The 25,721-nt window shown below is 38.2% G+C and carries 28 protein-coding genes and 1 other annotated feature; of the genes, 26 read left to right on the top strand and 2 right to left on the bottom strand.

Going from position 1 to position 25,721, the window contains the following annotated elements:
• Positions 1-191 precede the first annotated feature (191 nt).
• The 15 genes from lepA (at position 192) to tyrS (ending at position 15,996) form a co-directional block, all read left to right on the top strand.
• Positions 192-1,997, top strand: coding sequence for a translation elongation factor 4 (gene lepA, locus LI241_RS09580; RefSeq protein ID WP_008688619.1), 1,806 nt, complete (start codon positions 192-194; stop codon positions 1,995-1,997).
• 147 nt (positions 1,998-2,144) lie between these two features.
• Complete coding sequence (locus tag LI241_RS09575; RefSeq protein WP_008688617.1) at positions 2,145-3,011, top strand: hypothetical protein; 867 nt, start codon at positions 2,145-2,147, stop codon at positions 3,009-3,011.
• Between the two features lie 17 nt (positions 3,012-3,028).
• The gene (locus LI241_RS09570) at positions 3,029-3,748 is read left to right on the top strand and encodes a sporulation initiation factor Spo0A C-terminal domain-containing protein (RefSeq protein WP_008688616.1); all 720 of its coding nucleotides are present in this window, start codon (positions 3,029-3,031) and stop codon (positions 3,746-3,748) included.
• 22 nt (positions 3,749-3,770) lie between these two features.
• Entirely contained in the window at positions 3,771-4,880 is a 1,110-nt protein-coding gene (gene hemW / locus LI241_RS09565) for a radical SAM family heme chaperone HemW (protein ID WP_008688614.1), read from the top strand.
• Between the two features lie 251 nt (positions 4,881-5,131).
• Complete coding sequence (rpsO, locus tag LI241_RS09560) at positions 5,132-5,398, top strand: 30S ribosomal protein S15 (RefSeq protein ID WP_008688610.1); 267 nt, start codon at positions 5,132-5,134, stop codon at positions 5,396-5,398.
• Positions 5,399-5,508: 110 nt separating this feature from the next.
• Entirely contained in the window at positions 5,509-7,716 is a 2,208-nt protein-coding gene (pnp, locus tag LI241_RS09555) for a polyribonucleotide nucleotidyltransferase (protein WP_008688607.1), read from the top strand.
• 194 nt (positions 7,717-7,910) lie between these two features.
• The gene (gene pepV / locus LI241_RS09550; protein WP_008688606.1) at positions 7,911-9,302 is read left to right on the top strand and encodes a dipeptidase PepV; all 1,392 of its coding nucleotides are present in this window, start codon (positions 7,911-7,913) and stop codon (positions 9,300-9,302) included.
• Positions 9,303-9,310: 8 nt separating this feature from the next.
• Positions 9,311-9,970: a tRNA (guanosine(46)-N7)-methyltransferase TrmB gene (gene trmB, locus LI241_RS09545; protein ID WP_008688604.1), complete on the top strand. Its 660-nt coding sequence runs from the start codon at positions 9,311-9,313 to the stop codon at positions 9,968-9,970.
• A gap of 81 nt (positions 9,971-10,051) precedes the next feature.
• Positions 10,052-10,390: a co-chaperone YbbN gene (locus tag LI241_RS09540; RefSeq protein ID WP_008688603.1), complete on the top strand. Its 339-nt coding sequence runs from the start codon at positions 10,052-10,054 to the stop codon at positions 10,388-10,390.
• A 19-nt stretch (positions 10,391-10,409) separates the two neighbouring features.
• Positions 10,410-11,165, top strand: a complete 756-nt coding sequence (locus LI241_RS09535) for a hypothetical protein (RefSeq protein WP_008688602.1) — start codon at positions 10,410-10,412, stop codon at positions 11,163-11,165.
• Between the two features lie 18 nt (positions 11,166-11,183).
• On the top strand, positions 11,184-12,497 hold the full coding sequence (murC, locus tag LI241_RS09530; protein WP_008688601.1) for a UDP-N-acetylmuramate--L-alanine ligase: 1,314 nt from the start codon (positions 11,184-11,186) through the stop codon (positions 12,495-12,497).
• A 49-nt stretch (positions 12,498-12,546) separates the two neighbouring features.
• Positions 12,547-12,942 (top strand): hypothetical protein, encoded by a 396-nt coding sequence (locus LI241_RS09525; protein ID WP_008688600.1) that lies wholly within the window; start codon positions 12,547-12,549, stop codon positions 12,940-12,942.
• On the top strand, positions 12,939-13,472 hold the full coding sequence (locus LI241_RS09520; protein ID WP_008688598.1) for a hypothetical protein: 534 nt from the start codon (positions 12,939-12,941) through the stop codon (positions 13,470-13,472). Before LI241_RS09525 ends, LI241_RS09520 begins: the two co-directional genes overlap by 4 nt.
• A gap of 18 nt (positions 13,473-13,490) precedes the next feature.
• A complete protein-coding gene (locus tag LI241_RS09515) occupies positions 13,491-14,486 on the top strand; it encodes a LacI family DNA-binding transcriptional regulator (RefSeq protein WP_008688596.1) in 996 nt (331 codons plus the stop codon).
• Positions 14,487-14,528: 42 nt separating this feature from the next.
• Positions 14,529-14,734 (top strand) — a binding site (T-box leader).
• A gap of 38 nt (positions 14,735-14,772) precedes the next feature.
• Complete coding sequence (gene tyrS / locus LI241_RS09510) at positions 14,773-15,996, top strand: tyrosine--tRNA ligase (protein WP_008688593.1); 1,224 nt, start codon at positions 14,773-14,775, stop codon at positions 15,994-15,996.
• Between the two features lie 536 nt (positions 15,997-16,532).
• Here tyrS and LI241_RS09505 read toward each other — a convergent pair.
• Positions 16,533-16,949 (bottom strand): DUF2871 domain-containing protein, encoded by a 417-nt coding sequence (locus LI241_RS09505; RefSeq protein ID WP_008688590.1) that lies wholly within the window; start codon positions 16,947-16,949, stop codon positions 16,533-16,535.
• Positions 16,950-17,127: 178 nt separating this feature from the next.
• A complete protein-coding gene (locus tag LI241_RS09500; protein WP_008688589.1) occupies positions 17,128-17,700 on the bottom strand; it encodes a TetR/AcrR family transcriptional regulator in 573 nt (190 codons plus the stop codon).
• Positions 17,701-17,829: 129 nt separating this feature from the next.
• Here LI241_RS09500 and LI241_RS09495 point away from each other — a divergent pair, with 129 nt between their 5' ends.
• The 11 genes from LI241_RS09495 (at position 17,830) to LI241_RS09445 (ending at position 25,664) form a co-directional block, all read left to right on the top strand.
• Positions 17,830-18,600 (top strand): hypothetical protein, encoded by a 771-nt coding sequence (locus LI241_RS09495; protein ID WP_008688588.1) that lies wholly within the window; start codon positions 17,830-17,832, stop codon positions 18,598-18,600.
• A complete protein-coding gene (locus LI241_RS09490) occupies positions 18,590-19,171 on the top strand; it encodes a dipicolinate synthase subunit B (protein WP_008688587.1) in 582 nt (193 codons plus the stop codon). Before LI241_RS09495 ends, LI241_RS09490 begins: the two co-directional genes overlap by 11 nt.
• Positions 19,171-20,022 carry a 4-hydroxy-tetrahydrodipicolinate synthase gene (gene dapA / locus LI241_RS09485; protein WP_008688586.1) on the top strand — a complete coding sequence of 284 codons (852 nt, stop codon included), beginning with the start codon at positions 19,171-19,173 and terminating at the stop codon, positions 20,020-20,022. The genes LI241_RS09490 and dapA overlap by 1 nt, the downstream gene beginning before the upstream one ends.
• Before the next feature lie 39 nt (positions 20,023-20,061).
• On the top strand, positions 20,062-20,241 hold the full coding sequence (locus LI241_RS09480) for a sporulation protein Cse60 (protein WP_008688585.1): 180 nt from the start codon (positions 20,062-20,064) through the stop codon (positions 20,239-20,241).
• A gap of 40 nt (positions 20,242-20,281) precedes the next feature.
• Positions 20,282-20,446: a DUF1540 domain-containing protein gene (locus LI241_RS09475; RefSeq protein ID WP_008688582.1), complete on the top strand. Its 165-nt coding sequence runs from the start codon at positions 20,282-20,284 to the stop codon at positions 20,444-20,446.
• Positions 20,447-20,597: 151 nt separating this feature from the next.
• Positions 20,598-21,161, top strand: coding sequence for a hypothetical protein (locus LI241_RS09470; RefSeq protein ID WP_008688580.1), 564 nt, complete (start codon positions 20,598-20,600; stop codon positions 21,159-21,161).
• Between the two features lie 14 nt (positions 21,162-21,175).
• On the top strand, positions 21,176-22,828 hold the full coding sequence (locus tag LI241_RS09465; protein WP_008688578.1) for an oligosaccharide flippase family protein: 1,653 nt from the start codon (positions 21,176-21,178) through the stop codon (positions 22,826-22,828).
• A 1-nt stretch (position 22,829) separates the two neighbouring features.
• A complete protein-coding gene (locus LI241_RS09460) occupies positions 22,830-23,528 on the top strand; it encodes a pseudouridine synthase (protein WP_008688577.1) in 699 nt (232 codons plus the stop codon).
• On the top strand, positions 23,525-24,013 hold the full coding sequence (locus LI241_RS09455) for a dihydrofolate reductase (protein ID WP_008688576.1): 489 nt from the start codon (positions 23,525-23,527) through the stop codon (positions 24,011-24,013). Before LI241_RS09460 ends, LI241_RS09455 begins: the two co-directional genes overlap by 4 nt.
• Positions 24,010-25,314 carry a pyrimidine-nucleoside phosphorylase gene (locus LI241_RS09450; protein WP_008688574.1) on the top strand — a complete coding sequence of 435 codons (1,305 nt, stop codon included), beginning with the start codon at positions 24,010-24,012 and terminating at the stop codon, positions 25,312-25,314. Before LI241_RS09455 ends, LI241_RS09450 begins: the two co-directional genes overlap by 4 nt.
• Complete coding sequence (locus tag LI241_RS09445; protein ID WP_008688572.1) at positions 25,311-25,664, top strand: hypothetical protein; 354 nt, start codon at positions 25,311-25,313, stop codon at positions 25,662-25,664. The genes LI241_RS09450 and LI241_RS09445 overlap by 4 nt, the downstream gene beginning before the upstream one ends.
• Positions 25,665-25,721 lie beyond the last annotated feature (57 nt).

Raw genomic sequence — 25,721 nt, 5'->3', positions numbered from 1 at the left:
GAATAAGAAAAAAAGAGCTATCTGCATACAAACTAGATGGCTCTTTTTCGTGTAAGAGATGCTCTCTCATCCTTTACAAACATAACTATAGCACTGCCTGTGCGCTTTCGTCAAGAACGCCTGCACAATTTCTGTTTGCATCCCATTAAAACTCTGTTATAATTAGGTCTGTGTTGTTAGGAGTGATACCTGTGGAACAAAAATATATACGTAATTTTTCCATCATCGCCCACATTGATCATGGAAAATCAACGCTTGCGGATCGTATTTTGGAATTGACGGAAACCGTTGAGCAAAGAGAAATGAAAGAACAGCTGTTGGATACGATGGATCTGGAACGTGAACGTGGCATCACCATTAAACTAAATGCCGTACAGCTGCAATATACAGCATTAAACGGAAAGACTTATATTTTTCATTTGATTGATACACCAGGTCATGTCGATTTTACTTATGAAGTATCTCGTTCTTTAGCAGCTTGCGAAGGTGCTGTTTTAGTCGTAGATGCGGCTCAGGGAATTGAGGCACAGACACTGGCAAATGTGTATTTAGCATTGGATAATGACTTAGAAATTTTACCTGTCATCAACAAGATAGATTTACCTAGTGCACAACCGGATGTCGTTAAAAAAGAAATTGAAGATGTGATTGGTTTGGATGCTTCTTGTGCACCATTGATCTCAGCTAAAAATGGCTTGCATATACGTGATGTGTTAGAAGATATCGTAGCCAATGTACCGGCACCAAAGGGTGATCCTAATGCGCCTTTACAGGCCTTGGTATTTGATTCTGTTTATGATGCCTATCGTGGTGTCATTGCCTTTGTGCGGGTAAAGGAAGGTCGTATTCGCGTTGGTGATAAGGTGCGTTTTATGGCGAGTGATGCAGAGTATGAAGTGTTGGAATGTGGTGTACGTACACCGAAAGAGGTCAAGAAAGACAGTTTGGAATGTGGAGAAGTTGGTTGGTTATGTGCGTCAATCAAATCCATTCAAGATGTGCGTGTCGGTGATACCATAACCAATGTCGAATATCCTGCTAGTGCACCACTGCATGGATATCGGGAAATGAACCCTATGGTATATTGTGGTTTATATCCGATTGATTCGGCAAAATATAATGATCTTCGTGATGCTTTGGAAAAATTACAATTAAATGATGCTTCTTTGCAATTTGAAGCGGAAACTTCACAGGCTTTAGGTTTTGGTTTTCGTTGTGGTTTCTTGGGTTTACTACATATGGATGTTGTCCAAGAACGCATTGAGCGTGAATATCATATTGATCTGATTGCAACCGCACCTTCAGTTGTCTATCATGCTTATCTGACAGATGGCAGCATGCTTGCTATTGATAATCCAAGCCTGTTACCTGATGTGCAGAAAATTGACCATATTGAAGAGCCGTTTGTCAAAGCCAGCATCATGACACCAAAAGAATATGTCGGGGCAATCATGGAACTGTGTCAGCGCAAGCGTGGCAATTATACGGATATGGTGTATATTGATGATACGAGAATGAATCTGATTTATGAATTACCTTTAGGAGAAATTGTTTATGATTTCTTTGATAAACTGAAATCTTGTACGAAGGGCTATGCATCCTTTGATTATGAATTAATCGGTTATCAGCCCAATAAGTTAGCGAAGATGGATATTTTGTTAAATGGAGAAGTTGTCGATGCCTTAAGCAGCATTGTGCATCGGGAGTTTGCATATCCAAGAGGAAGAGCTATTTGTGAAAAATTAAAGAAATTGATTCCTAAACAGCAATTTGAAATTCCTATTCAGGCAGCAATCAATGGGAAAATCATTGCTCGTGCAGATATTAAATCTTTACGCAAAAATGTCTTGGCTAAATGTTATGGTGGGGATATTTCCCGTAAGAAAAAATTATTAGAGAAACAAAAAGAAGGAAAGAAACGGATGAAGGCGGTAGGCAGTGTGGAGGTTCCACAGGAAGCATTTATGGCGGTTCTATCTATGGATGATGAATCTTAAAATAAGCTAACATATCACTTATGCGTATACATAATACGAGGAAGATAAGAAAAACAGGCTGTAAAAGGTCTGTTTTTCGCTAGTTTTGTCGAAACTTTGAGGATTCCTGTAAAAACATGCTACACTATTGCCTTGGAGAGTGATGGTATGTTTGAAACAACAAGGACATATAGTGAAGATCAATATATCAAGAAAGAGGAATTAAGGAAAGAATTATCAGGCGTCGTATTGGAAAGCGTATGGCAACAAATTCAAGAATATCGACGAATCTTTCGTTTTACACCATATAAAGAAAAACCATACTATGTTACCTTAAACCCATATGTAATACAAAAGCTTTCCTTTTGTGAAAGGCTACTTCTGCAATATCAACAACGGCATAAGAAACCAACACATTCATCTACATTAACACAGGCACAGCGCTTTTATATCGAGCAGCAATGGCCCTGTGATATATCAGAAACAGTGAAATGCTTTCATATAGCGATTCCTCAAATGTATGTACAGCTGATCTGTAATACATCTATCCATGTGATATTACGTTTATTTTTTCTCTTGCAAGAACATAAGGAATCGCTTTTACGAGCAGCTGAACTCATGTTGCGTTGTGAAGGACTTTGTGGTTTAGGAGATGGGGAATTATTGCAATCGCTATATCGTGATATACTGATCGAACATCAGGAACACGATTTGACCTATGCGCTGCTAAGGTTTCTTGAAGATTTACAGTTGCAAATTTCAAACAGAATGGTATCATTAAAACGGAAAAGCCGGCAATTTCTTACCTATGATGCTCAAACTTTACAAGAAGTATGTCCGGCAATGTCCTTGATACAGGCCGCCTTTTATGCAAAGCATCATGAAGCACATCATTATTATACGATTGCCCAATGTATGCAAGAACATGATGTATGTTATGAAACAGCCCGCACTTCTATGGATGGCTTGGCAGCTTTAGGTTGGTATACCAAAGAAAAAGTCGGTCGTAAATTTGTGTATTATATAAACAGCTGATAAAGGGGAATAAAACAATGGCAAGAGTGTATGTTTGTCTGGATGACATTGTATTGCTGAAACAAGTTATGGATATGAGCATGGAGGAACAAGATCTTAAAATCGTTGGTATTACCACATCCATTCCACAGTCTGCCACAGAACTCATACAACAAGATGCAGATATTTTTATCATGCGTTATGCCATCGACCAGCAAAAGGCGAAATATTTATTAGAAGAAATTGCGCTGAGCGAAGCGTTAGTGAATTTGCAAATTATCATGATGTTTGATGAAATGGATAGCGATGTTTTTCAACTTATGGCACAATATGATCTACATACTTTTTTAGCAAAACCTTATAATCCTCATGAATTGATGGAAGCCATCCATAGCAAGAATCGCTATCATAAGCTTGTGGAAAATGGCAACTGGACCTCGGAAAGTGTGGCTGGCAGGATCCTGGAAGAACTTGGCCTGCCGGCGCACTTAAAAGGCTATAATTATTTACGTACCGCTGCGATTTTATTTTCACAGCAGGAAGATCCGTTACAGTTAAAGATGGGGACCTTATACGCTATGGTGGCAAAAGTTCATGCTACGACCCAAATACGTGTTGAAAAATGTATGCGTACAGCGATTGCCTATGCGTATCGTCATTGTCCGGAATTAATCTGCGTCTATAATACCAAGCCAACCTGCTCACAGATCATTCATTATGTGAGTGAACATTTGAAATTAACGATGTTGACCTATTAATTGCTTTTTAAGGAGGAACCTTATGTGCAAAGCTGCTTATTTACATGTGCCATTTTGTCAGGATATCTGCGCCTATTGTGATTTTTTTCGATGCCGTTATCATGTTGGGCTTGCCGAAAAATGGTTGGCGGCGATAGCAAAGGAATTGACGATAAAAAAGTTATCACCGCTAACGACGATGTATATTGGTGGTGGGACACCGAGTGCATTACAGCCGCAACAACTGGAAACACTATTATCCTTACTAGTTCCTTATACAAAAGAAGTAAACGAATATACGATCGAGGCCAATGTTGAATCCTTAACGGATGAAAAGTTAGATATATGTCAGCGTTATGGCGTGAATCGTATTTCTCTGGGAGTGCAAAGCTTGCAACCATCTTTGCTGAATCAGATGCATCGTCATCATACGAGCGAAGATGTCCTTGCTTGTATAAAACGTATTCATGCACATGGTATTCATAATATTTCTATTGACATGATCTATGGTTTACCTAAGCAAAGCTTGGCTATGTGGGAGGAAGATTTACATACCATCGTATCATCCTTTCCCATTCAGCATATTTCTTTGTATGGACTGACAATAGAACCTCATTCGGAATTTGGTCGTCAAGGTATACAGAATATTGATGAGGATATAGAGGCGGATATGTATGATCTTGCGATAACCTTGTTACAACAATATGGTTTTCAACAATATGAAATCAGCAATTTTGCAAAGCCCAAGTATGCCTCTTTACATAATCAAGTTTACTGGCGATATGAAGATTTTTATGGCATTGGCTGTGGAGCTAGTGGAAAAGACAAGCGAGGTCGCTATGAAAACACAAGCAATTTAGAAACCTATCTGCAACAAGGGGCATCTTCAGTATATGAAAAGCTAGATACGAAGGCTCAGATGTTTGAGATGATCATGATGTCGTTACGAATGAAACAGGGTATTTCCCGACAAGCTTTTTTTGAGCGTTTTGGAAAGGATATCAGCGAAGTATATGGGTCAATAATCGAAAAACAAAAAGAGAAAGGCTTGCTTTTAGTAGATGAAGAGAAAATTTGGGCAAGTGAAAGAGGCTTTCATCTATTGAATGATGTGTTGGTAGAGTTTTTAGGTGATGATAAAGCACATGGATAAATAAGATATGCATGAAAATCAAGCGTTTTTTACTTTAGGTAAGAGATAATACAGAAAAGGATATTAAAATGCTTGCAAAGAGCAAAGAAATAATGCAATGACGTATAAAATGAAGTGCAAAAATATTGAAAAACACTTGCGATACGGTAGGGAGTATGCTATTATTAACAAGGTTTTATACTTGGTCTGCACGTGTATTCCTCGACGGCTCACTCAGTATGAAACATTATGAAAATACAGGAGGAAATAACATGTTATTAAAAAGCGAAAAACAGGCAATCATGAAAGAGTATGCAAGATTTGAAGGGGATACAGGTTCTCCAGAAGTTCAGATCGCTGTATTAACAGCTAGAATCAATCAGCTGACAGAACACTTCAAAGAACATAAGCACGATTACCATTCTCAAAGAGGTTTGATGAAAATGGTAGGTCGTCGTAGAAACTTATTAACATACTTAAAGAACAAAGACCTGAACCGTTACAAAGAACTGATCGCTCGCTTAGGACTGCGTAAGTAATTTATTTGTAAAGGAAACAGAAAGTCGCATGAATTTGCGGCTTTTTTTCTTTCCTAAGTGTTTAATTTATGATATCATTTAAAAGATAGAAAAATTAAGAGGTGAAAAACGTGGCTAAACAAACATTTCGTTTAGAGTTCTGTGGGCGGGTGCTCACAGTAGAAACTGGAGAAGTAGCAAAACAGGCCGGAGGAAGTGCTCTGGTAAGATATAATGACACCGTTGTTTTATCAACAGCTACTGCCAGCAAACAGGCAAAAGAAGGGATCGATTTCTTTCCATTGACTGTTTCATTTGAAGAGAAACTATATTCTGTTGGTAAGATTCCCGGAGGCTTTTTAAGAAGAGAAGGAAGACCTAGTGAACATGCAACATTGACGGCTCGTATGATCGATCGTCCGATTCGTCCTTTATTTGCGGAAGGTTTCCGTAATGAGGTACAGGTTGTGAATACGGTGCTTTCTGTTGATCAGGAATGCACACCGGAAATGACTGCAATGTTCGGAGCATCTTTGGCATTATGTGTATCGGATATTCCTTTCAATGGTCCGATTGCCGGAGTAATCGTTGGACGTGTAGATGGCGAATATGTCATTAATCCAACACCGGAACAATTAGAAAAAAGTGATATTCACTTGACTGTTGCCGGTACAAAATATGCTGTAAACATGGTAGAGGCTGGAGCAAAAGAAGTCGATGAAGACGCTATGCTTGGAGCTATCATGTTCGGTCATGAACATATTAAAAAATTAGTTGCTTTCCAAGAAGAAATTGCGGCAGCTATCGGTAAAGAGAAAATGGAAGTAACACTGTATACTGTAGATGAAGCAATTGATCAGGAAGTACGGGAAAACTTTGAAGCCGATATTCGCGCAGCGGTGTCTATTGAAAAGAAATTGGAGCGCTATGGTAAGATTGATGAATTAACAGAAGCAGCGCTAGCTCGCTTTGAAGAAAAAGAATATGCATCAGAGAGTGCAAAAGCCAAAGCTTTGAAGCAGGTAAAAGAAATCTGTCATGGCATTGAGGCAAATGAAGTACGTCGTTTGATCATTGAAGATAAAGTACGCCCAGATGGACGTAAGATTGATGAAATCCGTCCATTGGATTCACAGGTTGATATTTTACCAAGAGTGCATGGCAGTGCGTTGTTTACACGTGGGGAAACACAGGTATTATCGGTAACGACGTTAGGTCCGATGAATGATAATCAGATCATTGATGATGTTACCGATGTAGAATATAAACGTTTTATGCATCATTACAATTTCCCACCATATTCTGTTGGTGAAACAGGAAGAATGGGCAATCCAGGCCGTCGTGAAATCGGTCATGGTGCTTTGGGAGAACGTGCTTTATCACAGGTATTGCCTAGTGAAGAAGAATTCCCATATACGATTCGTACAGTAGCGGAAGTTTTGGAATCAAACGGTTCTAGTTCGCAGGCATCTATCTGTGCCGGCACAATGTCTTTGATGGCTGCTGGAGTTCCTATTAAGGCACCTGTTGCGGGTATTGCAATGGGCTTGATCATGGACGAGGATAGCGGGAAGTATACCGTATTGACCGATATTCAGGGTATGGAAGATCATTTTGGCGATATGGACTTTAAGGTAGCGGGAACAAGTGAAGGTATTACAGCACTGCAGATGGATATCAAAGTTGCTGGTATTACAGAAGATGTCTTCCGGGAAGCTTTGTCACAGGCCAAAGGTGCGCGTGCACAGATTCTGGAAAATATGATGACTGCTATTGATAAACCACGTGAAGATGTTGGTACATATGCACCTAAGATCGAACAATTCTATATTGACCCAGAAAAGATTCGCGAAGTCATTGGACCTAATGGTAAGATGATTAATAAGATCATCGAAGCTTGCGATGAGGTCAAAATTGATATTGAAGACGATGGACATGTGGTCATCTATCATATGAACCGAGAGGCTATTACCAAAGCTGCGAATATGATCCGTGACATTGTACGTGTTGCAAAAGTCGGTGATATTTACGAAGGTAAGGTTGTACGTATTGAAAAATTCGGAGCCTTTGTAAATCTGTTCCCGGGTACAGATGGCTTATTGCATATCTCAAAGATTTGTCATGAGCGTGTTGAAAAGGTTGAAGACAAGCTGAATATTGGTGATACCATAAAAGTTAAGGTGATGGAAATCGATGATCGCGGACGTGTCAATGTCAGTGCGAAAGCATTATTGCCAAGACCTAAAAAAGAAGAAAAACAGCTTGTGAAAAAAGATGAAGTACCTGCAGAAGAAACGGTTGAAACAAAAAAAGAAGAAACACCGGCTGTAGAATCATAAGGTGAATACGTGAGGACAGTGTTATACACTTGTCCTTTTTTTTGTGGATGGATATTTCTTACACGATAGGTACAAAGCAGCAAAAAAAGGGGCTGCAAAGGTTACAACCAATTTGTCATCTTAATGAAAATTTATGAAAAAAAGCGTAGGTATTCAATTCGCTTTATGATAAAATAATATGCGAGGTGAAAAACATGAACTGGTTACAGGAATTGGAAACATATAAAGAAGATTTTATTCGTGATTTAAGAGGCTTGATTGCCATTGCTTCAATAGAAGATAAAGCAAGTGCTCGAGCAGGTGCTCCTTTTGGCGAAGGGTGCCGCAAAGCTTTGGATTATATGTTAGAGCTGGGACGTAAGGAAGGCTTTGAAGTAAAGGATTATGATGGCTATGCTGGCGTGATCAGCTATGGTGAAGGTACGGAAAGTGTTGGTGTATTAGCACATTTGGATATTGTCCCTTTAGGTGATGGCTGGACCAAAGATCCTTATGGAGGAGAAATTGAACAAGGCTATTTGTTTGGCAGAGGGGCTTTGGATGATAAAGGTCCTGCTATGGCGGGTTTTTATGCCTTAAAGATGTTAAAAGATAAAGGTATCCAATTGGATCGCAAGATCATGTTGATCTTAGGGTGCAATGAAGAAACGGGAATGGAATGCATGAAGTATTATACACAACATGGAGAAATACCTACTATGGGCTTTACACCCGATGCTGATTTTCCTGTGATTTATGGTGAAAAAGGCGGCTTGCATGTTAGGTTAAAAGGCGATGTGCAAACGTGTATAACCAGCATGCATGCCGGTGAACGTCCAAATATCGTCATCGGTAAAGCTAGTTTATGCGTGGATAAATGGAACGATGCCTATATGGATATGTTTGATTTTTACCTAAAATCGAATGGGTTAAAAGGCAGTGTTGCCTATGATGGAAAACAAGCTGTTTTAACCATGGAGGGGGTATCCGCACATGCAGCGATGCCATACAATGGAGTAAATGCTGGTTTGCATCTCTTGAATTTTGTAGGAAGTGCTATGCAGGATAAATTTGCGTATGATACGTATGCACTGCTGCATGATTGGCAGGGAAAACCATTGAATATTGCCATTGAGGGCGCTTATATGGGATTTTTGACAATGAATACCGGGATCATTCATATTGCTGATGGAAAGGCGGATATTACCATTGATATCCGTTATCCAAATGATGCGGATGCAAATCTGATCATAGATAATATGAAAAAAAGTGCCGAAAAACGTCAATATGCTTTAGATGTACTATTAGAACACGATACAAAACCTTTGTTTGTTGATCCACAATCTACCTTGGTAAGTACATTAAGTGAAGTATATCAAGAATACAGCAAGGACACCTTTACACCAAATAAGACAATTGGCGGAGGTACCTATGCGAAGAAATTTAAAAACTTTGTCGCCTTTGGACCTGAGTTTCCGAAAACCGAGATTCCTGAAGGATTATATGTCGGAGGATGTCATCAAAAAGATGAAGGGGTAAAACTAGAAGATTTAATGACTTCTATCGCTATTTATACAGCAGCTGTGGAAAAGCTGGGAAAGAAGTAGGACGATCTATGAGAATGCGAAAATTACCATGGGCAGAAGACTTTTTAAAGGAGCAGGATGTCGTTATTAAAGAACCCGCTGCTTTGCAAGGCAAATGGAAAGAAACGCTAAAACGTGATGTGCTACATTTAGAGATTGGCTGTGGCAAAGGGGATTATTGGACAAAGATGGCTTTGCAATATCCAGAATACGGTTGGATCGGTGTTGAGAAAAATAACAATGTAGCTGCTCTGGCGGTACGTAAATATACAAAACAAGAAAAAGAAAAAGCACATATGCGATTCATCAACGATGATGCTGAGCAGCTTGCTTCTTGGTTTGCAGAAGGTGAAATTCAAGTCATCCATTTGAATTTCAGTGATCCTTGGCCTAAAAAACGAGCACATAAAAAGCGATTGTCAAATCATAAATTTATTGCCCAATATGCGAAAATCTTGGCAGATGATGGGGAAATTCAGATGAAAACAGATAATAGCTCATTATTTGAATATAGTATAATAGAATTCCAAAATGCAGGTTGGTTTCTTCATGATTTCAGTGTGGATTTTCGCCGTGTTGCTCATGATGAAGATGTAATTACGGAATATGAGCATCGCTTCATGGAAAAAGGGCAGCCTATTTATCGTGCCATTTGGAAGAAACATCCTATGAATGAAAAGAATGCATAAATAATGAAAATAAAAAGTAAATTTTCATCGAATGATGCTATAATAAGAACATGTAAACGGTTCAACAAAAGGAGTCATACCATGAAAGAATATATGAATGTAATTAACAATGCAGAAGCGTTTTATAAAGCATGTGCCAGCGAAGGCAAAAATGTCTTTGTCTTTTCTGCGAATTGGTGTCCTGACTGTCGTTTTTTAGAAGGCTTTTTTGAAGACGTCGTAAAAGAATATACGGCAAAAGGCTTTACCTTTTACTATGTTGACCGTGATCAATGCATGGATGTATGTGTAGACTTGATGATCATGGGCATACCTAGCTTTGTCATTTATCTAAATGGGAAAGAAAGTAATCGGTTTGTATCGAAGCAGCGCAAGACAAGAGAAGAAATAGAACAATTCTTGAATCAAGTAAATCAATGACGCAGAAAGGGTGAGGAAAATGTCGTTATGGAAAAAAGTTACTTCCTTTCTGTTTGAAGAAACAGAGGCAGATATCATTGCAGAAGATGATTTGGAAGCAATTTCTTTAAAAGAGAAAGAAGCAAAAACAGTGGATAAAGAACCGCAAAATACGCCGAAACAAGCGGATCTAGAAAGTGTTAAAAAGGAACAGACGCCAATCAAGCAGGAGACGAGAAAGTTTGTCAGTATTGATTTAGAGACAAAAAAAGAACCAGCAAAAGAAGTAAAACAACCAAAAGAGACAATAAAAAGTCGACCTGTTATGAAAAAAGAAGAAAAGAAAGAATATGAGTTTACACCGGTGATTTCGCCGATTTTTGGAGCGAAAGAAGAAAACGCAAAAGCGAAGACTTCAACGAAGACACCTAATGTCAATATGCCACGCGCTCGCAAACGTAAGGAAAATCCGTTAGGGACAATTATATCACCGTATTATGGTGTGAATGAATTGGAAGAATTTGAAGAAGAAGCGAAAAAAGATATTGAAGAAAAAGCCAAAAGTAAGCAGGAAGAAATCATCATGACGGAAACAAGGGATGAGCTTTCATCACAAGAAATGCCGGCAGATTTATTACAAAAGGTAGAAGAAGAGGAAGAACATACGTTACCCTTGGAAGCTATTTTAGCAGATGATGATACGGATACTGAAGATTTGTTGCAAATTTCGCTGTTTGGCGATTCTACGCCAATCAAAGAGGCTGAATCTAATATAAAAGATGTAACGGAAAAATAAAGGGAGTGTAAACGTAATATGGAATATTATTTTATTGGTATCAAGGGAAGCGGTATGGCATCTTTAGCTACGATCGTCTTTGACCGCCATGAACAAGTGAGCGGTTCGGATATTGATAAATATATCTTTACCCAAAAACCTTTAGAGGAACGACATATTCCGATTTACCATTTTGATGAGAATAACATTAAAGAAGGAATGACAATCATCATTGGCAATGCTTTTAATGAAAGCAATCCGGAAGTGAAAAAAGCCATGGAATTGGCCAAGCAAGGAAAAGTGCAGGTATACTGGTATCATGATTTTTTAGGGCAGTTGGTCGAAGAATATACAAGTATCAGTGTTGCCGGTACCCATGGTAAGACCACAACGACAGGCATGATTTCTCATGTGATGGCCGAAGTAGCACCAACTGGTTTTTTGATTGGTGATGGTACAGGAGATATGCCGGATGATGGTGAATATTTTGTCTTAGAATCCTGTGAATATCAGCGTCACTTTTTGGCTTATAAACCGCAATACGCGATCATTACGAATATTGAATTGGATCATGTGGATTATTATAAAAATATGGAAGATTATCGCGATGCATTTGAAACCTTTGCCAATCAAGTAAAAAAAGGTATTGTACTGTTTGGTGATGATGAAGAAGTGCGTCGCCTGCACGTCAAAACGAAGCATTTGTATTATGGTTTACAGGATGACAATGACGTACAAGCTGTTCATGTTATACAAAATGAAGAAGGTATGTCTTTTGATGTTTTATATAAAAAAGCGTACTTTGGCAGTTTTAAATTACCGTTTGTTGGGAAACCTTTATTGTGGAACAGCCTAGGGGTAATCGCTTTAGGAATCATGGAAGGATTACAACCGGCAGTGTTACAGGAAGGATTGGCAAGTTTTCCGGGAGTAAAACGCCGTTTTACGATAGAAGAAAAAAATGGTAATGTGTATATTGATGATTATGCACATCATCCAACTGCTGTTAAGTATATGATTGAGGCTGCTCGCATTAAGTATCCTGATAAAAAAATCATTGCGATATTTAAACCGGATCGTTATTCTCGTATCTATTATTTTATGGATCGTTTTGCCCAAGAATTAGATCAAGCTGACGAGACATATTTATGCCATTTTCCTGAAAATGCCGCAAAAGAGCCAGGAATCAATATTACGATACAAGATTTAGCAGATCGTTGCGCGCATGCTCAAGTGATTCAAGAAGATGAAACAGCGGCTAAGTTTTTAGCAGATCGCGGCCCTGCAGTATATCTGTTTATGAGCAGTAAAGATATTTATAAATTAAAAAATATTGTAAAAAGTTTTCAGTAAACTTGTAAATGTTTACAAAATAAGGTAAAATATAAAAAGAGGTGTTTCTATGGGTTTAGATCAGTTATTGGAATTAACGAGTAATGTTGCCGCTAAGGCATTACCGATTGTAGGTGTTATCGTCCTGATATTTCTGGTTATCTTTGTCAGGCATCTGATCGTGTTATTAAAAAGTGCGAATGAAGCAGTGATCAGTATGAAAAAAACACTCGATACGACAAACAAAGAATTGGAAACACTGGAAAAGCCTTTACAGACTTTAAATGAATTAAGTGAGACTGTTGACAGTGTGCATGAAGCAAGCAAACATGCTGTTCGCAGTACGATGGTGATGGTGATTGAAAATTTCTCTTTGATTAAAGATTGGATTTTACATCATATGGGAAAAGATGGCAGCGATGAGCAACAGGAAGAAGCCTGTGAGCAGGAGGTGCATACTTCATGAGCGATGAAAGCCAGCATGTTGATGACATGGAAAAAGAAACGCGTTATACCATTATTCAAATGGAAGATGACGAGGATAATGAAAATGCCTCTTCAATTTTTGCGGATGCCAAAATAGAACTAAGTCGGATGTACGCAGAATTTCGTCAGTGGATAAAAAATAATGTGAATGCGCAGGAAACAACACAGCGTTTAGAAAAACTGAAGACTGATACGGCCTTGTTATTGGAAACAACGAAACAGAAAGTAGCAGCCTTTAATCAGCGTGAGGATGTAAAAAATGGCAAGGAAAAACTGAATGAAATGACGGGCAAAGTGACGAATGCATTCAGTGATGGTGTAGATGAGCTTATGAAGAAGGACTATGTTGTGAAAACGATGGATACCATTACGGACACGGTTAGTGCTATTCGTGAAGATGAGCGCGTTAAGAAGAATGTAAAGAAGCTAAAAAAGGGTACGCTGAAAGCAGCGGAAAAAGCCTTTGAAGGGTTACAACGTGTCTTAGACACGAAGGATGAAGACGATTAGTCAGAAGGGATAAGTGTTATGAAACGAATTACCATTTATGATGTAGCAAAAGAAGCAGATGTTTCACTGGCAACCGTTTCCCGTGTTATCAACGGTTCTGAAGTTGTCCGTGAAGACACACGTGTGAAAGTGCAGGAGGCAATTGAAAAATTAGGCTATAAACCGAATGCGATTGCTCAAGGATTGGCACTTCAGAAAACGACGACGATTGCTCTGATCGTACCAGAAGCAAGCTATTTCTATACGGGACAGATTATTAATGGTTTGATTGATGTGGCAAAAATTTATAAATATAATCTGATGCTGCATACAACGACGGAAGGCATTACTGAAATGAATGATATTATTGAAAATATCATCAAATCCCGTGTGGATGGTGTTGTGATTTTCAATGATAAGCTAAATAAGGAAGAATTGAATCAGTTAACAAAATATCAAGTTCCCATTGTTGTCATCGGTAATAAGATGAGTGATGAAACTGTTGGTTCTGTTTATGTGGATTACTCCAGCCTTGTTTATGATTATGCAATGGATTGCATCGCAAAAGGGAAAAAACGTTTGGCATTGATTGAGGATCGTAAGAATCCAGCAATGATCAAACAACTTCGTGATGGATTATCACGTGCTTATAAAGAAAACGGTATGGAATTTGACGGCTATATTGAAATTCCTAAGGAATATCGTTCCTCTTACTTATTTTTGAAAGAATATGTGAAGGATGGCGTCCCTTATGATGTCGTCATTACGTATCGTGATTCTCAAGCTATGGCGGTTATGAACACCGTGAAAGAAGCAGGAATGAATATTCCGGATGATGTGGAATTGGTATGTATCTTAGATAGTAAATATAACTCTATGGCACGCCCTCAGATTTCTGGCTTTAAAATTCCAGATTATGATTTAGGTGCTGTTGCTATGCGTTTATTGACAAAGATGCTAACGGATGAAAATGATGTTCCAGATAAAGAAATCGAATTGAGCTATATTTTCACTCCACGTAAATCAACCAAGTAATCATTGCTTGACAAAGTAAAAAATTACATTATACTTAATACTACAACAGCTATGATAAGAAAGAGTACATAAGGAAATGAGCACAGAGAAGCGGCTGGCTGGTGAAAAGCCGCAGTCAGGAACTTATGGAATACACCTTGGAGCTGCTTTATGAAAAGTAAAGCCGTATGCTCACGTTATGAGCTTGAGAGCCTCATGTTATGAGGAACTAAGGTGGTACCACGCAAATAAAAAACGGCGTCCTTGGATAAGGACGCTTTTTTAATGGCTGAGAAAGGAATAGACTATGAATATTTATGAAGAATTGGTATGGAGAGGCTTAATTAAAGATTGCAGCTCACCGAAAATTGAAAACATGCTGAATAATGAAAAGGTCACTTTTTATATTGGTACTGATCCTACCGGAGACAGCTTGCATATTGGACATTATTCATCCTTTTTAATTTCTAAGCGTTTAAAACAGGCAGGGCACAATCCGATTTTGTTAGTTGGTGGAGGAACAGGGTTAATTGGCGACCCTAAGCCAACAGCAGAACGCGCTATGATATCAAAAGATGAAGTTGCGCATAACTTTGCATGTCTAAAGAAACAGGCGCAGGATGTATTTGGCTTTGAAGTTGTAAATAACTACGATTGGATTAAGGATATCAATACTTTGGATTTCTTGCGCGATTATGGGAAATATTTTAACATTAATTATATGTTGAATAAAGATATTGTTGCTCGTCGATTGGATGAAGGAATTACGTATACAGAATTTTCTTATATGATCTTACAGGCGTTGGATTTTATGCATTTGTATGAAAACCGCAACTGTATCATGCAAGTAGCAGGACAAGATCAGTGGGGGAATATCACAGCCGGTATTGAATTGATTCGTAAGAAATTAGGTAAAGAAGCATATGGGTTTACAATGCCATTGGTAACTAAGGCGGATGGAACAAAGTTTGGCAAAAGCGAAGGCAAGGCGATTTGGCTGGATAAAAATAAAACATCTTCTTATGAACTGTATCAGTTCTTGGTGAATAGTGAAGATAGTAAGGTTATTGAATATTTAAAGACATTGACCTTCTTAAGCCGCGAAGAAATTGAAGATTTAGAAGAAAAGACAAAGATAGATGCGGGACGCAGAGAAGCACAAAAGGCACTTGCGAAAGCCGTCGTTATTGATTTGCATGGTGAAGAGGAATATGAAAAAGCATTAAAAATTACGAATGCTTTCTTCAAAGGAAATATTAAAGATTTAACCAGCGATGAACTCGAGGATGCGTTGCATGGTTTTGATAGTATCGCAGTGGATGATCATATGCCGTTACTTGATGTCTTAGTACAAGCGAAAATTGCTAGTAGTAAACGTGAAGCAAGAGAATGGATCAAGCAAGGTTCTATTCAAATCAATGGTGAACGTATAAAAGACTGTGAATTTATCGTAAGCTCAACACATGCAATCACAACGAATAAAACCATTATCAAACGCGGGAAACGTAATTATTATGTAATTACACAATAAGATAAACAAAGAATTTCAAACAGATATACTTATGAAATCCCACGTTTCAATATGAAAGATTATATATATATGAGAAAAAAGCACATACAGAAATAGTATCTGATGTGCTTTATTTATTAGTGAATGAAAGCTGCTGGTGATAAAATTGCTTTATAAAACACAGGCCTGATATGCATAGGGCTAGACCTATACCGGTATAAAAAGATTTTATGCATACTGTTGGCCATACATGGCTTATTCTTAATAAAATACCACCGCTCATCATACAAAACATGATGATGTATGATTTTCTATCGAAAAATTGTAATATATGCATATAAGCATGGGCATAACGTAAGATTCGATTTGTATGCTTATGAATGAGTTTGCGAAAAATAGCAAAATAGAAAACAAGAAAGGTCAAGATCGTTGCTAGCATCATCCATAAAGTAAGAACAGAAGTGGATTGATAGCCGATATTTAGTATATTAATACCCGCTAGCAACCAAATGAAGCCGGCTAGTAACAAAAGGTAGTTTTTAGGGATATACATTCGTTTACGCATCTTTCACACTCGCTTTCAATATAAACAGGAAAAGAAGAAGACCGATACCTGTTAGGATATGGCCGATACCGGAAACACCGGAGATCATAGCGTTAACAGTATTGGTTAGTTCATTACCATTTACTTGTGTGATACCGCGCAGAAAGAGCATGAGGGAAGTTAATAAGACACCGGGATGATAGAGAATAAGAAATAGCCGATAATGTTTTTGTTTTTCGATATGAAATTGATGAATGGCAAATGTCACGATGAGAAACATGACCATTCCCAGCAGAAAGAGATGGGTATGTACAAAGGCAAGTGTTGTCCTGCCGTCAAATCCCATGAATTTGGTGTATTCGCGATAAAAGATACCACCAATCATGGCGAGAATTGCATAAAGTATAGCGTAGTTTACTGTTCTTTTCATAATGATAGAACTCCTTTCTTATGATGCTAAATAATGGAATTGCTTTATCATGCTTCGCCTTTTTAATAGAGAGGGTTTCAAAAAATAACAATGGTTAGATAGAGAATATGAAAGCCTATTTCCATTATTTATTGTTTGCAAAGCATTGTTGCTGAACTTTGTTCGTTGTAACGTGAAATTATGTTGATTTCGCATATAATAAGCGATATAACATTTCTTTTGTGAATTGACAGTTTTTGCGTTGATGTGAGAGATCTACCAACATATGTTCAAATAAAAACTGTAGAAAGGCTTCCTTTGTAAAGGTTGCTGTCCATAAGCTTTCAGGAATATGCGAATCTTGAGATAGGACAAGAAGAAACCCTTTCTGTATGTGCTGTAAATATTGTTGTTCCAAGGCTTTCCCCTTTTGCTTATCTTCTGAGCGCAATACATGCAATTGTCCTAAAAAAACAGCTTGGAAATCCTCTATATGTTCGCTTAAACGTTGATAGATGGTTTCATAGAAGATAGGGAAACAAGGGGGTTCATCGAATGTGCAAAGATCTTTATGAAAAACCTTTTTCCAGAAATTTTCGATGATAGCCAATACTAAATCGGCTTTTGAAGGAAAGTAATTGTACACTACACCAACAGATATATCCAGTTTTTTGGCGAGCGAGCGAATACTGAGGTGAGTCATTCCTTCCTCATAGGTGATTTGTTCGGCAGCTTCTAATAATTCGTCTTTTGATGTGACTACCTTATTCATAATGATTCCTCCTAATATGAACACTGTTCATTATAGACGCGTTATTGCTGCTCGTCAAGTAGAATACCTTTCTATGCTATAGAACCAATCGATACAATTCACATAGTATAAAAGTAAAGGAGGAGTGCTATGAAAATCGGTGTGGTTTGTAGTGATGAAAGAATGATGCAGGTAGCAGATAATCTGAAAAAAGATTATGTAGTTTATAGGATACAGGAAGATACTGACTTTTTAACATTACCACAGCTGGATGCTTTTGTCTTGCCAGTGAAGGGAATGAATGAAGAACATAATGTACAGATGTGGAATTCCTATATGCATATTCCCAGTAGCTTTTGGAAAATTCAGGGAAAAGAAATGGTTGTTTTCCAGGGTATAGAAAATGAAGCTGCCAAAAAATTAAATGTAGAAGTCGATTATTATATGAATGCGGAAGAGGTCATAACACAAAACGCTATTTTAACAGCAGAAGGTGTTTTAAATGAATTAATTTCACATACTTGTAAAAGTATTTATGCTATAACAATCGATATTGTTGGATATGGGCATTGTGGTAAAGCTATTTATACAATGTTAAAAAATCTTCATACTCATGTACGCGTAATACGCCGTGATTGTGTGATGAGTAAGGAATTTTTACCAATAAAGGAATGGAAAGAATGTGGCGATGTCATCATTTATACTGCTCCGGTACAAATATTGGATGATGCGCAGATACGTTCATGGTCAAAAACACCATTATTCTTAGATATTTCAACACCCGTTTTGTTTCATGAGGAACAAATACACCGTCTGCATCTGAACTATTACAAGATCAGTAATCTGCCAGGTCGTTTTGCATGTATCAGTGCCGGTAATATTATCGCAGATCATATAAGGAGGAGATTACATGAAGAATAAGCGCATTTTATTTGGTATTTGTGGCTCATTTTGTAATCATGCGAAAGTATTAAAGCAGTTGGAAATCTTATGTCAGGAAAATGATGTACAAATCGTGGTAAGTGAAAATGTGTACACTTGTGATACACGTTTCTTTAAAGCAGATGATTTTTTGAATCGCTTGGTAAATTTAAGTGGTCACAGTATCATTCATACAATCGTAGAGGCTGAAAAGGTCGGCCCATGCAATTGTTACGATCTAATGGTGATTGCCCCGATGAGTGCTACTGTTTGTGCAAAACTAGTGCACGGCATTTACGATCATCCTGTTACACTAGCTGCCAAAGCTATGCTGCGAAATAAGAAAAATATTGTTTTTGGAATAGCAACAAATGATGGCCTGGGGATTAGTGGTGCTAATATTTTCACTCTGCTGAATTATCGAGGGTTTTATGCCATTCCATTTGCTCAAGATGCACCATTCCAAAAAGAACGCAGTATTGTCGCCAAATGGGATCTGTTAATGGAAACCTGTGATATGGCGCTTCAAGATCAACAGATAGAACCAATCTTATTAGGAGGAAACGTATAATGGCAAAATTGATGGTAGCATTGATTACTCCCTTTACCAAAGAACATGAGGTTGATTATCCGGCATTGCGTGCATTAATTGCCCGCTTAATGGCGGAGGGAGCGGATGGGTTTATCGTATGTGGTACAACAGCAGAAACACCTTGTTTAAGTGAAGAGGAACGTTCGCAAATAGTGAAATTTGTCTTGCAAGAAACCCATCATGAGATAGAAATATGGTTTGGCTGTGGGACAAATTGTACAGCAGATACTTTGCGGGCTGTGCATCAGGTTCAACAGCTGCCTATTGATGGTGTGCTTTTAGCTGCACCGTACTATAATCGACCTTCACAAGCTGGATTGTATGAACATTTTGCATGCATTGCTGCACATAGCTCTGTCAATGTTATGCTTTATAATATCCCATCTCGGACAGGTGTGAAACTTGAAGCAGAGACGATCGCAAAATTAATAACAACATGTCCGAATATTGTTGCTTTAAAGCAGGCATGTGATGATTTTGCAGCAGTTCAAAAGTTAAAAAAAGAGCATCCTCATTTCATAATATATAGCGGGGAAGATGGAACCATTGACGAAGGCATGGATGCGGGTATGGATGGTTTGGTATCTGTACTTGGACATGTATCACTTACCAAGCTAAAGCATTTTCTATGTGGCAATCGTAAAGATAACGAATTGCGTAAGGAATTAAAGCAGGAAGCGACATTGTTATTTCAGGAACCATCTCCAGCTTGTGTGAAATATGTCTTGGCACAAAGAGGAGAAATTCAAAATGTTTTGCGATTACCTATGATCGAAGTGCAAAATGAACATTTAAAAAAGAAACTACAGGCTACTTTTATCGACAAGTAATCCTTCATGAATATGTTAGAGTCATCTTAGGTGATGAAGATGGTTCAGGTCAAAGTGTTTGATGAGGAGCATGAGGATGATCTCAGCGATATGATCAATGCATTTTTAGAGGATAATCCGGATATCGATGTAGTTGATATTAAATTTTCAACTTCCTGCAGTATACAGGAGGAAGAACAAATATATTGCTTTTCAGCACTACTCATATATCGCACATAACATGAAAGTGTTTGCGCATACTACTGATGGAGGTGTAAATATGCAGAAAAAAACCGAAATTTTATGTAGTGTGAACAATTGTGTCTATCATAAAGACAATCATTGTGTAGCAGAAACCATCAGTGTTACTTGCGACAATTGCATTGAACCAAATGCTTGTTGCGAAACTGAATGCAGTTCTTTCCGTTGCAAATGCGGAAAATAACAAACAAAGGCGATCCATACGATCGCTTTTTCTTTCCGCGAATTCCTAAGACAATCATCAATACTTTCCCATCGACAGATAAAAGCCCCTTGATATTACAGGTATGGTGCATTTCACATACATATGGTATAATTAAAACCGAGGTGATTTCATGCGTAAACTTTCGATTTTATGCATCTTGTTGACGGTATTTCTTACCGGATGTAAAAATCTGCATCATCAAGATAGTGAAAGCATAAAAGTATATGAGAGCTTTATTGATGCCGTAGTTAGTAATAAGGGGATAGAATCAAAAATCATTCCCTTTGAATATAAGATGAATGTATTTAAACAAAAGGATGATTATAAATATGAAATAGAGCTGTATAATCCACAAGTTGCCATGTATGATATCCAGGCCATCGCAGTGGATCAGAATATGGATTCTAATACGAATGTATATCCTTGTATTGGGATATTAGGGGATGATGCCAACAGTCAGTATAATATGATTCCCTATCAAGCGCGGGGAGAAAAAGGCTTTGTTAAAATGATCATTTTAGATGCGATATCACCAAAGAAACAATTTACGGTCAATGTGATGGTGACTTGGAAAGACAGCACATTGCAAAACCAATCCCGTGTTTTTTTCAACTGTAATTATGTGCAGGAAAAAGGGGATACGGCAATTGGAGAAAAGACTACTTCAGATGCTGGTAAAGCAAATGTGGATTAGAGAGGAAACTATTCATGAAGGATAACACAAGAAGTACAAAAAGAAAACAGTCAATCGTCGCCGGAGCATTGGTAAGCTCTGCTGGTATCTTTTTTGCCAAATTGATTGGACTGATTTATGCAATACCATTCAATAATATTTTGGGTACCAATGTCAACGTCGAATATTATGCGATTACCCAATCGCTCTACATGTATTTATTAAATGTATGTCAGGCGGGCTTTCCTTTTGCAATAGCAACACTGGTAGCTCGTTACACGACAAAAGGTGATTATAAGACAAGTATTTTTGTGAAAAAGCTCAGCACGCGATTGATGATTTCTTTAGGATTTGTCATGATGTTGTTATTTATGCTGTTTTCCAAACCAATTGCGCATATGATGTACGATGGGGCAGGAAGTGCAGATGATTTACGTTGGGCATTTGTCGGCTCCAGTTTTGCTTTGTTCTTTGTGCCGATTCTGAGTAGTATGCGTGGGTTTTATCAGGGATTGAAAGAGATGGAAATCTATTCATTGTCACAAGTTTTGGAACAGCTAGCAAATGCTTCGTTTGTGCTGATTGCTTCCAGCATCGCTGTTTATATCTTTCATGGTGATCATATATGGGCTGTATATTTTGGCGTTTTCTCAACGAGCGTTGCAGCTATCACGGCGATGATCCATCTTAAATTTTATGATCGTAAGCGAATGAAAGAAATACGACGATTGGCACATGAACAGGCCTTTGAAAATAAGATTGAAAGCAGAGAGATTTTAAAGGAATTGTTATATGTATCCATACCGTTTATGTTAATAGCTTTATTAGGCTATAGTGATAGCATTATTAACACATTGTTCCTACAAAAAGGTTTAAAGGGGCATGGTCTTTCAGGAAGTGAAATCACCCTGATTTCATCTACTATTAATTATAAGGTTGTTAAGTTGATGAGTATTCCCATGGTATTGGCACCAGGTTTTTCCAGTGCGATCATTCCCCATATTACAAGTGCCATAACGCAACATAATATGAAACAGGTACGTAAAAACATCCGCGATTGCATAGATATCGTTTTGTATATTGCTTTACCGGTATCGTTTTGCCTATATGTGTTTGCTGAACCGCTGATCGTTACACTATTTCCGCCGGAACATGCTAAAGACATCCCGGCAGTAGCCCAGATTATTCGCTGGTTTTCCATTGTCGCTTTTCTAGATACGATGACTCCAATTGTTACCAATTTAATGGTGGCTACGGGGTTACGACGCAATTCTGTGCGCAATACGACAATTCAAGTCGTTGTGAAATTTGCCCTTAGCTATATCATGCTGGTAAAATTTAGCTACCAAGGCTTAGTGTTTTCCACGGTGATTTCAGCTATGCTGAATATTAGCATCAGTTTGTATGAACTAACAAAACATCATGATATTCAATGGAAATATACCTTGCATCGACTTTTCGTCATCCTATGCGGTTGTGGTATTTTATGGATACTTGCACAACTGTGCTTTCATTTAGGACTTCGTGGAAATTATGAGGCAGGACGTGGCATGGCATTTATACAAATGGCCTTTGCTGGCGGTATTTCTTGTATTGGCTACTTTGCGTTCACGTATGTATTCCATTTGCCACAAACGTTATTACACTTGGATTTTGCTGTATTATTTAAGAAACGGAAGAGAGGATAATATGCGATTAGATAAATATTTATCCCATGCCGGTGTGGGAACACGTAAAGAAGTGAAACAACTAATTCGCAAAAAACATGTACGTGTGAATGGTGAATTGGTGGTAAAAGATGATATGCATGTGGAAGAAGATGATTTGGTTCAACTCGATGGGGAACATATTTATTATGAACCTTTCGTCTATTTGATGCTGAATAAACCAAGTGGAGTCATTTGTGCTACTCAGGATAGTGAACATGAAACAGTGTTAGATTGTTTTGATGTCATGTTGCCCAAAGGCTGCTTCCCAGTTGGAAGATTAGATATGGATACGGAAGGGCTGGTGCTCATTAGCAATGATGGGAAACTAGCGCATCACTTACTATCACCTAAGCACCATGTACGTAAAACCTATTATGTCGAGCATCAGCTATGTTTAGATGAAACGGCAATTAAAACATTGTGCAATGGAAGCATCATTTTAGATGAAAAAACAGTATTATGTGCTGCATTAGAAGTCATTAATGAAACAAGCTGTTTCTTTCACATTGAAGAGGGCCGCTATCATCAGATAAAACGGATGTTTTCAGCTGTTGGCAATGAGGTACTGTATTTAAAACGCGTAGCTATGGGGCCTTTGCGATTAGATGATCATTTAGAAGTGGGCGAGTGGCGAGCGCTGACACAGGAAGAGCTTGCTGCTCTTAAGGCAGTCGCATGATTGTTCTCATGGCTGCTCTGGATGCACATGGACTTATTGGTAATCATGATAAAATGCCTTGGCATGTGCCAGAAGAATTGGCATTTTTTAAAATGAAAACCCTCCATCAGCATGTACTCATAGGAAGAGAAACATGGGAGGCGATGGAAAGTACATTGCCGCAACGACACGTTCATGTTTTAACTAGGAATCCTAACTATGCAGGCAAACCAGGGTATGAATATATCGAAACTTCCCTGCAAAAAGTCATCTTCAATTGGAAACCACAAGCACAGCCATTACTCATCTGTGGTGGTGCGCAAACATATGAGCAGTCTTTACCATATGCAGATGAGTTATGGCTTTCACTTCTTCCTGACACCTATGAAGGAACGGTATTTTTTCCTAAGTTTGATGAGAAAGACTTTATGGTGAAAGAGCAAATTAGATATACAAAATTTCAATTTTTTCGCTTATTGCGAAAAAAGAAAGGAGCATCTTTATGAGGTTTGTCGATATCATAGAAAAAAAGAAAGAAAAAGCATCCTTGACAAAAGAAGAATTACATTTTTTCATTGATGGTTATGTGAAAGGCACCATCCCTGATTATCAGGTGAGTGCACTCTTGATGGCTATTTACTTTAATGGTATGGATGCTCAGGAAACGGCCTGCTTATGTGAAGAAATGTTGTATAGTGGAGATGTCATGGATCTGTCTGCGATTTCTGGTGTGAAATGTGACAAGCATTCTACAGGTGGCGTAGGTGATAAAACAAGCTTATCCTTAGCACCGATGGTAGCAGCCTGTGGCGCCAAGGTAGCAAAGATGAGTGGACGCGGCTTAGGTCATACCGGCGGCACTTTAGATAAGGCAGAAAGTATTGAAGGTTTTCGCGTGGATTTAAATGAACAGGAATTTCTTGAACAAGTCAATACCATCGGTTTGGCAATCATTGGACAAACGCAACGATTAGTACCTGCGGATAAAAAATTATATGCTTTACGAGATGTCACGGCTACTGTGAATTCAATACCGTTGATAGCCTCCAGCATCATGTCAAAAAAATTAGCTGCTGGCAGTGATACCATTTTGTTAGATGTAAAGTATGGTGAAGGGGCTTTTATGGAAACTGCACAAAAAGCAGAAGAATTGGCCGAAACGATGATAGCAATCGGTAAGCATTTCCATAAAGATGTTAGAGCCATGATTTCCAGCATGAATCAGCCTTTAGGCAATGCCATTGGAAATGCCTTAGAAGTAAAGGAAGCAATAGCTACCTTAAAAGGGGAAGGCCCGCAGGATTTTACTGAATTATGCTTGAAAGCTGGCAGTATTATGTTACAGCAGGCTCATCTTGCAAATAGTGAGTCACAAGCTAGGGCGATGCTGATGGAAGTTATTAAAAATGGGAAGGCTTTTGAAAAATTAATAGCAATGGTACAGGCCCAAGGAGGCAATGTAGAACAGATTAAACATCCAGAAACATTACCAAAAGCAAAAGCCATTTTTGAGGTAAAGGCGTTATGTGATGGTTATGTAAAAGAACTGCATGCCTTGCAATTAGGAACATTAGCGATGCAGCTTGGGGCCGGACGTATGGTAAAAGAAGATCGCATAGATCCTTCTGTGGGTATCGTTTTAAATAAAAAGGATGGCGATTATGTGCAAACAGGAGATGTACTTGCGTATGTGCATAGCAATCATCCATTAGCAAAACAATGGTTGCAGGATTTTTATGACGCGTATACATTTTCCGCTGTTCCACTAGCAAAACAGCCTTTGATTCATAAGGTATTAGGTGAATGAAAAAAGGTTTGTTTGCGCTTGCCTGTATCTGTATTCTAGTTGCCTTGGCAATAGATAAAGTAGTATTGATTAGTTCTTTTTGGTCTGTCATAAAATATGGCTGTATGGCGTATGGCATCACTTTGCTCACATATGCATTATGTAGTAAGCGTATCACTTATGTAAATACAACTTTGACCATGATGGGTGTCATATTGCTGACGTGTTATACGATTGTTTTAGTGGATACTTTTTTCTTTCATACCTTGCCTTGGCTCTCTGGTATGATAAGATATCCTATTTTCTCCGCTTATGTTCCAGCATATGTATTGTTTATAATACCAGGTATTTGCTTATCCTTTCATGAATAGAGCCATTTGCGTAATGAAAATGGGTTTAACATTAAATACAAGTATATGAGTTGAATA

Origin of the sequence: Longicatena sp. 210702-DFI.1.196 (genome assembly GCF_020563125.1) — a bacterium.
Classification (GTDB): domain Bacteria; phylum Bacillota_I; class Bacilli_A; order Erysipelotrichales; family Erysipelotrichaceae; genus Longicatena; species Longicatena caecimuris.
Note: the sequence above shows the minus strand (reverse complement) of the source record. Positions and strands in the feature narration are given on the sequence as shown.

Bases quoted from the DNA above. Each gene is read 5' to 3' on its own strand.
- LI241_RS09575 (WP_008688617.1), top strand. From the start codon at position 2,145: ATGTTTGAAACAACAAGGACATATAGTGAAGATCAATATATCAAGAAA.
- LI241_RS09570 (WP_008688616.1), top strand. From the start codon at position 3,029: ATGGCAAGAGTGTATGTTTGTCTGGATGACATTGTATTGCTGAAACAA.
- hemW (WP_008688614.1), top strand. From the start codon at position 3,771: ATGTGCAAAGCTGCTTATTTACATGTGCCATTTTGTCAGGATATCTGC.
- rpsO (WP_008688610.1), top strand. From the start codon at position 5,132: ATGTTATTAAAAAGCGAAAAACAGGCAATCATGAAAGAGTATGCAAGA.
- pepV (WP_008688606.1), top strand. From the start codon at position 7,911: ATGAACTGGTTACAGGAATTGGAAACATATAAAGAAGATTTTATTCGT.
- trmB (WP_008688604.1), top strand. From the start codon at position 9,311: ATGAGAATGCGAAAATTACCATGGGCAGAAGACTTTTTAAAGGAGCAG.
- LI241_RS09540 (WP_008688603.1), top strand. From the start codon at position 10,052: ATGAAAGAATATATGAATGTAATTAACAATGCAGAAGCGTTTTATAAA.
- LI241_RS09535 (WP_008688602.1), top strand. From the start codon at position 10,410: ATGTCGTTATGGAAAAAAGTTACTTCCTTTCTGTTTGAAGAAACAGAG.
- murC (WP_008688601.1), top strand. From the start codon at position 11,184: ATGGAATATTATTTTATTGGTATCAAGGGAAGCGGTATGGCATCTTTA.
- LI241_RS09525 (WP_008688600.1), top strand. From the start codon at position 12,547: ATGGGTTTAGATCAGTTATTGGAATTAACGAGTAATGTTGCCGCTAAG.
- LI241_RS09520 (WP_008688598.1), top strand. From the start codon at position 12,939: ATGAGCGATGAAAGCCAGCATGTTGATGACATGGAAAAAGAAACGCGT.
- LI241_RS09515 (WP_008688596.1), top strand. From the start codon at position 13,491: ATGAAACGAATTACCATTTATGATGTAGCAAAAGAAGCAGATGTTTCA.
- tyrS (WP_008688593.1), top strand. From the start codon at position 14,773: ATGAATATTTATGAAGAATTGGTATGGAGAGGCTTAATTAAAGATTGC.
- LI241_RS09505 (WP_008688590.1), bottom strand. From the start codon at position 16,949: ATGAAAAGAACAGTAAACTACGCTATACTTTATGCAATTCTCGCCATG.
- LI241_RS09500 (WP_008688589.1), bottom strand. From the start codon at position 17,700: ATGAATAAGGTAGTCACATCAAAAGACGAATTATTAGAAGCTGCCGAA.
- LI241_RS09495 (WP_008688588.1), top strand. From the start codon at position 17,830: ATGAAAATCGGTGTGGTTTGTAGTGATGAAAGAATGATGCAGGTAGCA.
- LI241_RS09490 (WP_008688587.1), top strand. From the start codon at position 18,590: ATGAAGAATAAGCGCATTTTATTTGGTATTTGTGGCTCATTTTGTAAT.
- dapA (WP_008688586.1), top strand. From the start codon at position 19,171: ATGGCAAAATTGATGGTAGCATTGATTACTCCCTTTACCAAAGAACAT.
- LI241_RS09480 (WP_008688585.1), top strand. From the start codon at position 20,062: ATGGTTCAGGTCAAAGTGTTTGATGAGGAGCATGAGGATGATCTCAGC.
- LI241_RS09475 (WP_008688582.1), top strand. From the start codon at position 20,282: ATGCAGAAAAAAACCGAAATTTTATGTAGTGTGAACAATTGTGTCTAT.
- LI241_RS09470 (WP_008688580.1), top strand. From the start codon at position 20,598: ATGCGTAAACTTTCGATTTTATGCATCTTGTTGACGGTATTTCTTACC.
- LI241_RS09465 (WP_008688578.1), top strand. From the start codon at position 21,176: ATGAAGGATAACACAAGAAGTACAAAAAGAAAACAGTCAATCGTCGCC.
- LI241_RS09460 (WP_008688577.1), top strand. From the start codon at position 22,830: ATGCGATTAGATAAATATTTATCCCATGCCGGTGTGGGAACACGTAAA.
- LI241_RS09455 (WP_008688576.1), top strand. From the start codon at position 23,525: ATGATTGTTCTCATGGCTGCTCTGGATGCACATGGACTTATTGGTAAT.
- LI241_RS09450 (WP_008688574.1), top strand. From the start codon at position 24,010: ATGAGGTTTGTCGATATCATAGAAAAAAAGAAAGAAAAAGCATCCTTG.
- LI241_RS09445 (WP_008688572.1), top strand. From the start codon at position 25,311: ATGAAAAAAGGTTTGTTTGCGCTTGCCTGTATCTGTATTCTAGTTGCC.